This is a genomic window from Teichococcus aerofrigidensis (genome assembly GCF_054073225.1).
The window spans coordinates 1-7,157 of the sequence record NZ_JBSXMU010000143.1 but is presented as its reverse complement, the minus strand read 5'-3'; the positions used below and the strand labels follow the sequence as shown (position 1 = coordinate 7,157).

The 7,157-nt window shown below is 73.8% G+C and carries 7 protein-coding genes; 5 read left to right on the top strand and 2 right to left on the bottom strand.

Going from position 1 to position 7,157, the window contains the following annotated elements:
- Both ACVMLK_RS18720 and ACVMLK_RS18715 read left to right on the top strand, forming a co-directional pair.
- The coding region (locus ACVMLK_RS18720) for a (2Fe-2S)-binding protein (RefSeq protein WP_457487257.1) at positions 1–363 on the top strand (363 nt) is incomplete at its 5' end.
- 65 nt (positions 364–428) lie between these two features.
- On the top strand, positions 429–2,462 hold the full coding sequence (locus ACVMLK_RS18715) for a M3 family metallopeptidase (protein ID WP_457487256.1): 2,034 nt from the start codon (positions 429–431) through the stop codon (positions 2,460–2,462).
- A 3-nt stretch (positions 2,463–2,465) separates the two neighbouring features.
- Here ACVMLK_RS18715 and ACVMLK_RS18710 read toward each other — a convergent pair whose 3' ends face one another.
- Positions 2,466–3,338 (bottom strand): SDR family oxidoreductase, encoded by an 873-nt coding sequence (locus tag ACVMLK_RS18710; RefSeq protein ID WP_198366864.1) that lies wholly within the window; start codon positions 3,336–3,338, stop codon positions 2,466–2,468.
- 129 nt (positions 3,339–3,467) lie between these two features.
- On the bottom strand, positions 3,468–4,649 hold the full coding sequence (locus ACVMLK_RS18705; RefSeq protein WP_457487255.1) for an isovaleryl-CoA dehydrogenase: 1,182 nt from the start codon (positions 4,647–4,649) through the stop codon (positions 3,468–3,470).
- Between the two features lie 97 nt (positions 4,650–4,746).
- Between ACVMLK_RS18705 and ACVMLK_RS18700 the strand changes: the two genes are divergently transcribed.
- The 3 genes from ACVMLK_RS18700 to ACVMLK_RS18690 form a co-directional block, all read left to right on the top strand.
- Positions 4,747–5,379 carry a TetR/AcrR family transcriptional regulator gene (locus tag ACVMLK_RS18700; protein ID WP_457487254.1) on the top strand — a complete coding sequence of 211 codons (633 nt, stop codon included), beginning with the start codon at positions 4,747–4,749 and terminating at the stop codon, positions 5,377–5,379.
- Between the two features lie 8 nt (positions 5,380–5,387).
- A complete protein-coding gene (locus ACVMLK_RS18695; RefSeq protein WP_457487253.1) occupies positions 5,388–6,680 on the top strand; it encodes a metallophosphoesterase family protein in 1,293 nt (430 codons plus the stop codon).
- A partial coding sequence (locus tag ACVMLK_RS18690) for an AAA family ATPase (RefSeq protein ID WP_457487252.1) occupies positions 6,671–7,157 on the top strand: 487 nt, incomplete at its 3' end. The genes ACVMLK_RS18695 and ACVMLK_RS18690, both read left to right, overlap by 10 nt.

Sequence of the window (7,157 nt, the reverse complement as noted above, 5' to 3'; positions counted from 1 at the left end):
CGGCGCGGCCGCGCCTTCCTCGACCGGCTCTACCGCCCCGCCGGCCACTTCCGCCGCGCCGCCGACGCGGCGCTGGCCTGCCGCTGCGAGGAGGTGACCGGCGCCACCCTGCGCGAGGCGGCGGAGCGGCTTCAGGTGCCGGGCCCCAACCAGATGAAGGCCTTCCTGCGCTGCGGCATGGGGCCTTGCCAGGGGCGGCTCTGCGGCCTGACCGTCACCGAGACCATCGCCGCCGCGCGGCGGCTCTCCCCGGCCGAGATCGGCTACTACAACCTGCGCTCGCCGGTGAAGCCGCTGACCCTCGGCGAGCTCGCCAGCCTGCCGCATGACGAGGCCGATCTGCGCGCGACGGGAGGGGCGTGAGGGCCGGCCCCGCCTGACCCCGCCCCGCTTGACCAAGCCTGCCGGATCTGCCCCGATCCCCGCCCATGACCGACCGCAACCCCCTGCTCGCCCCCTGGACCACGCCCTTCGGCCTGCCGCCCTTCGACCGCATCCTGCCGGAGCACTTCCCGCCCGCCTTCGAGGCGGCCATGGCGGAGCATCTGGAGGAGATCGCCGCCATCGGGGCCGACCCGGCGGAACCGGACTTCGCCAATACGATCGAGGCGCTGCAGCGCAGCGGCCGGGCGCTGGCGAGGGTGGGCAATGTCTTCGGCAATCTCGTGGTCAGCCAGGGCGGCGAGGCGCTGGAGGCGCTGGACCGCGCACTCTCCCCCCGCCTCGCCCGGCATGGCATGACCGTCTCGCTCGACCCGGCGGTGTTCCGCCGCGTGGACCGGCTCTGGCGGCGGCGCGACAGGCTGGCGCTGGAGGAGGACCAGCGCCGGCTGCTGGAGCGGGCGCATCTCGGCTTCCTGCGCGCCGGCGCGGCGCTGGACGAGGCCGCCAAGGCCCGGCTGACCGCCATCTCCGCCCGCCTGGCCGAGCTGCACACCGCCTTCGGCCAGAATGTGCTGCATGACGAGAAGAGCTGGTCGCTGCCGCTCGGGGAGGCCGATCTGGAGGGCCTGCCGGACTTCCTCCGCGCCGGCGCGGCCGAGGCGGCGGCGGCGCGCGGCCTGCCGGGACACGTCATCACCCTCGGGCGCGCCCTGATCGAGCCCTTCCTGACCTTCTCGCCCCGGCGCGACCTGCGCCGCGCCGCCTATCGGGCCTGGATCGCCCGCGGCACGCATCCCGGCCCGCAGGACAACCGCCCGCTGATCCCCGAGATCCTGGCGTTGCGGGCCGAGCGGGCCAGGCTGCTGGATGCCGCGGACTTCGCCACCTTCCGCCTGTCGGATTCCATGGCCGGCACGCCCGAGGCGGCCGAGGCGCTGCTGGCCGAGGTCTGGGAACCGGCGAAGGCCAGGGCGGCGCGCGAGCGGGAGAAGCTGCTCGCCCTCGCCCGCGCCGAGGGGCTGGAGGGCCCGCTGGAAGCCTGGGACTGGCGCTACTACGCCGAGCGCGTGCGGCGCGCCGAGTACGATTTCGACGCCGCCGCGCTGAAGCCCTATCTCGTACTGGAGAATATCCAGCAGGCGGCCTTCGACACCGCCTCGCGCCTGTTCGGCCTGGAGTTCCTGCCGCGCCCCGACCTGCCCCTCTACCATGCGGATGTGCGGGCCTATGAGGTGCGCGACGCGGAGGGGCATGTCGGGATCTTCCTGGCCGACCCCTTCGCGCGGCCGGACAAGCGCTCGGGCGCCTGGATGAGCAGCTACCGCGACCAGGAAGCCATGCCGGGCGAGGCGGCGGTGTCCGCCATCGTCGTCAACAACAACAATTTCGCCCGCGCCGAGCCCTGCCTGCTCAGCTTCGACGATGCCGAGACCCTGTTCCACGAGTTCGGCCACGCGCTGCACGGCCTGCTCAGCCGCGTGCGCTATCCGGCGCAGTCCGGCACCTCGGTGCGGCGCGACTTCGTCGAGCTGCCCTCGCAGATCTACGAGCACTGGTTCGCCCTGCCGGAGACGCTGCGCCGCTACGCCCGCCACCACGAGACCGGCGCCGCCGTGCCCGAGGCCGTGATCGGGCGGCTGCTGGCGGCGCGCGACTTCAACCAGGGCTTCGCCACGGTGGAGTATGCCGCCGCCGCGCTGATCGACCTGGCGCTGCACCGCCATCCCGACCCGGGGGCCCTCGACATCGAGCGCTTCGAGCGGGACTTCCTCGACGGCATCGGCATGCCGCGCGACATCGGCATCCGGCACCGGCCGGCGCATTTCCAGCACCTCTTCGCCGGCGGCGGCTACGCGGCGAGCTACTACGCCTATCTCTGGTCCGAGGTGCTGGACGCCGATGGCTACGCCGCCTTCGAGGAAGCCGGCGACCCGTTCGATCCGGCGCTGGCCGCCCGGCTGCGGACGCTCCTCGGCGCCGGCGACACACGCGACCCGATGGCGCTCTACGAGGCCTTCCGGGGCCGCCGGCCCACGACCGCCGCCCTGCTGCGCAGCCGTGGCCTGGCCGCCGGGTGAACCTCAGAGCATCGGCCGGCCGCCCGTCACCGGGATGATGGCGCCGGTGATGTAGCTGCCCTCGTCGGAGGCCAGCAGCACATAGGCGCCGGCCAGCTCCGCCGGCTGGCCGGCCCGCCCGATCGGCGTGTTGCCGCCGAAGCTCTCCACCTTCTCCGGCGGCATGGTGGAGGGGATCAGCGGCGTCCAGATCGGGCCCGGCGCCACGCCGTTCACCCGGATGCCCTTCTCCGCCACGAGCTGCGCGAGCCCGGCCGTGAAGTTGGCGATGGCGCCCTTCGTGGTGGCATAGGCCAGCAGGTTGGGCGAGGGATCGTCGGCGTTGATCGAGGTGGTGTTGATGATCGAGGCGCCGGGCTTCATCCGCGGGATCGCCGCCTTGCAGAGGTGGAACTGGCTGTGGATGTTGACCCGGAAGGTCAGCTCCCATTCCTCGGCGGTGATGTCGCCGATCTCCGCGAAGGTGGCCTGGTGCGCCGCGTTGTTGACCAGGATGTCGAGCCGGCCGAAGGCCTCGAAGGCCCGGTCCACCAGGGCCTGGCAATGGCTCTCGTGCTGGATGTCGCCCGGCACCAGAACGGCGCGGCGCCCGGCCTTCTCGACCCAGCGCGCGGTCTCCCGCGCATCCTCCTCCTCGTCGAGATAGGAGATCAGCACATCCGCCCCCTCGCGGGCGAAGGCGATGGCCACCGCCCGGCCGATGCCGGAATCGCCGCCGGTGATCAGCGCCGCCCGGCCGGCGAGGCGGCCGCTGCCGCGATAGCTGTCCTCGCCATGGTCGGGGCGGGGCGTCATGGCGTCCGTGCGGCCCGGCATCGCCTGCTGCTGCCGCGGCTGCGGCGGCCTCGGATAATCCTTCTGCGTGTCGCCGGTCATCTCCGGTCCCTCCTCTGTCCGTCCGGGTAATGCGGGAGGTGCGCGGAAGGCTTCACGCGGGCATGGCGAAGTCGACCGGCCGGGGCCCCGCGCGGCGCCGCCGGGCGGAGGCGCACCCGATCACCGGCATCAGGCGGTGGCCTCGAAGAGCTCGCGCCCGATCAGCATGCGGCGGATCTCGCTGGTGCCGGCGCCGATCTCGTAGAGCTTGGCGTCGCGCAGCAGCCGCCCGGCCGGATAGTCGTTGATGTAGCCGTTGCCGCCCAGGCACTGGATGGTCTCCAGCGCCATCCAGGTGGCACGCTCGGCGGCATGCAGGATGGCGCTGGCGGCATCCCGCCGCGTCACCCGCCCGGCGTCGCAGGCGCGCGCCACGGCATAGACATGCGCCCGGGTGACGCTGAGCGCGGTGTACATGTCGGCGAGCTTGCCCTGCATCAGCTGGAAGGTGCCGATCGGCTGGCCGAACTGGCGCCGCTCGTGCAGGTAGGGCAGGGCGAGGTCCAGGCAGGCCTGCATGATGCCGAGCGGCCCGGCGGCGAGCACGGCGCGCTCGTAATCCAGCCCGCTCATCAGCACGGCGACGCCGCCGCCCTCGGCGCCCAGCACATTCTCCGCCGGCACCGCGCAGTCCTGGAAGATCAGCTCGCAGGTGTTGGAGCCGCGCATGCCGAGCTTGTCGAGCTTCGGCCCGGTGGAGAAGCCGGCGAAGCCCTTCTCCACCAGGAAGGCGGTGATGCCGCGCGCCCCGGCGGCCGGGTCGGTCTTGGCATAGACCACCAGCACATCGGCATCCGGTCCGTTGGTGATCCACATCTTGCCGCCGTTCAGGCGGTAGTGCCCGCCATGCCGCTCCGCCCGCAGCCGCATCGAGACCACGTCGCTGCCGGCGCCGGCTTCGCTCATCGCCAGGGCGCCGACATGCTCGCCCGTGATTAGTCGCGGCAGGTGGCGCGCCTTCTGCGCCGGCGAGCCGTTGCGGCGGATCTGGTTGACGCAGAGGTTGGAATGGGCGCCATAGGACAGCGCGACGGAGGCGGAGGCACGGCTGATCTCCTCCATCGCCACCACATGATCGAGATAGCCCATGCCGGCCCCGCCATGCTCCTCCTCGGCGGTGATGCCGAGCAGGCCGAGCGCGCCGAGCTTCCTCCAGAGATCGGGCGGGAAGGCGTTGTCGCGGTCGATCGCGGCGGCGCGCGGGGCGATTTCGGCGGCGGCGAAGGCGGCGACCTGGGCGCGCAGGGCCTCGGTGGTCTCGCCCAGGCCGTGATCCAGCCCGGTGACGTCAAGACGGGCAGCGGTGGACATGCCGGCTCCTCCCTCATCGGGGCCTTCGCCGGCCCTCTGTTCAACGAACGTATGTTCGTTTATTTCCAAGGGCAAGGGAATACGGGGACATCCGGCCTTGGCACGCATCGCGGGTTCGCACGGCCCCACCACCGCCGCCGCCATCCGCCGCGCCGGCCTGGCGCTGATCCACCGCCACGGCTACGAGGCGACGAGCCTGCGCCAGCTCGCCGCCGCCGTCGGCCTGCGCCCCGCCTCCCTCTACAACCACTTCCCCACCAAGCAGGCCCTGCTCTTCAGCCTGATCCACGACCACATGATCGACCTGCTGGCCGGCACGGAGGCGGCGCTGGAAGCGGCCGGGCGCGGCCCGCTGGCGCGGCTGCGCGCCTTCCTGGCGCATCACCTGCGCTACCATCTCGATCGCAAGGCCGAGGTCTTCATCGCCAATTTCGAGCTGCGCGCCCTGGCGCCCGGGAACCACGCCGCCGTCATCGGCCTGCGCCGCCGCTATGAGGGGCTGCTGATCGGGCTGCTGGAGGAGGAGGCCGCGGCCGGGCGCGTCACCCTGCCGGATGCGCCGGTCACCGCCTATGCCGTCCTGGCCATGCTGACCGGCGCCTGCACCTGGTACAAGCCCGAGGGCCGGCTCGACCCGGAGGCGATCATCGCCCTCCACACCGACCTCGTGCTGCGCGGCCTCGCGGCGGCGGCGCCCCCCCTTGCCAGGGCCGCCTCCGGGCCGGAATAACACCTCCGGTGACCCGCTTCCGCTTCCTGCACGCCGCCGACCTGCATCTCGACAGCCCGCTGCGCGGCCTCGACGCCGATGCCTCCGCCCCGGCCCGGCGCATCCGCGAGGCCAGCCGCGCCGCGCTGGACAATCTGGTCGGGCTGGCGCTGCGCGAGCGTGTCGATCTGCTGCTGGTGGCGGGCGACCTCTATGACGGCGACTGGCAGGACTACCGGACCGGCCAGGCCCTGGTCGCCGCCTTCGCCCGGCTGACGCGGGCCGGCATCCGCGTCGTCGCCATCCGCGGCAACCACGATGCCGAGAGCGTGCTGACCCGCAGCCTGCGCCTGCCCGAGGGCGCCACCCTGCTTTCGCACCGCCGGCCGGAAAGCCTGGAGCTGCCGGAGCTCGGCCTTGCCGTGCACGGCCAGAGCTTCGCCCAGCGCGCGGTGGTCGAGAACCTGGCGCTCGCCTATCCGCCGCCGCTCGCCGGGCGCTTCAACATCGGCCTGCTGCACAGCTCCGCCGCCGGCCACGCGGCGCACGAGACCTATGCCCCCTGCGCCATCGCCCAGCTCGCCGGCCATGGCTACGACTACTGGGCGCTCGGCCATGTGCATGAGCGCGCCGTGCTGCACGAGGCGCCGTGGATCGTCTTTCCGGGCAATCTCCAGGGCCGGCACATCAACGAGCCGGGCGCCAAGGGCGCCAGCCTGGTGACGGTGCGGGAGGGGCGCGTCGCGGCCGTGGAGCACCATGCGCTGGACGTGGTGCGCTGGCAGCGGCTGGCGCTGGACCTGAGCGGAGCCGCCGACCTCGCCGCCGTGCAGGACCGCGCGCGCGACGCCATCGGCGCGGCGGTAGAGGCGGCGGAGGGCCGGCTGCTGGCCCTGCGGCTGGAGCTTGGCGGCACCACGGCGGCGCATTCCGCCCTGGCGCGCGACCCGGAGGCGCTGCGCGCCCATCTGCGCTCCGCGGGGCTGGAGGCGGCCGAGGCGGACAGCTTCTGGATCGAGGCGGGGCGCCTCGCGACCCGCGCGCCCGGTGCCGCCCCGGCGGCGGGCGACGATGCGCCGGCCCGGCTGCTCGGCGCCGTGCGGGACATCGCCGCCGCGCCGCGGACCGCGCCGGAGCTGGCCTCGGCCCTGCAGGACTACGCGACGCAGATGCTGGCCCGCGCGCCCGGCCTGCGCGAAGCCCTGCCCGCCGGCCATCCCGCCCTGCTGCTGGCCGAGGGGGAGCTTCCCCCCGAGTTGCTGCGCCAGGCGCGCGACCTGCTGCTCGCCCGCCTGACCGAGGAGGAGGGGGCATGCGGCTGACCGCGCTTTCCCTGCACCACTACGGCAGCTTCCGCGACACGGTCCTGGCGCTGGATCCGGCGCCCGGCCGGGTCAATCTGATCCTGGCGCCGAACGGCGCCGGCAAGTCGGTGCTGCGGAGCGCGCTGGGCGACCTCCTCTTCGGCATCGGCGCGCAGACCCCGATGGGCTTCCGGCACGGCTACGGCGGCATGCAGCTGCGGGCCGAGGGCGCCGGCCCGGATGGCGCGGCCTTCGTGCTGGAGCGCCGCAAGGGCCGTGGCAACACCCTGGCCGGGGCGGACGGCCAGCCCCTGCCGCCGGCCCTGGCGCAACGGCTTCTCGGCACGGCCGACCGGGCCTTGCTCGAACGGCTCTTCGCCCTGGACACCGAGCGGCTGCGCGCCGGCGGCCAGGCGCTCCTGGCCAGCGGGGGCGACCTCGCCGAGGCGCTGCGGCAGGCCGCCGGCGGGCTGCGCCGGGCGCGCGATCTGCGCC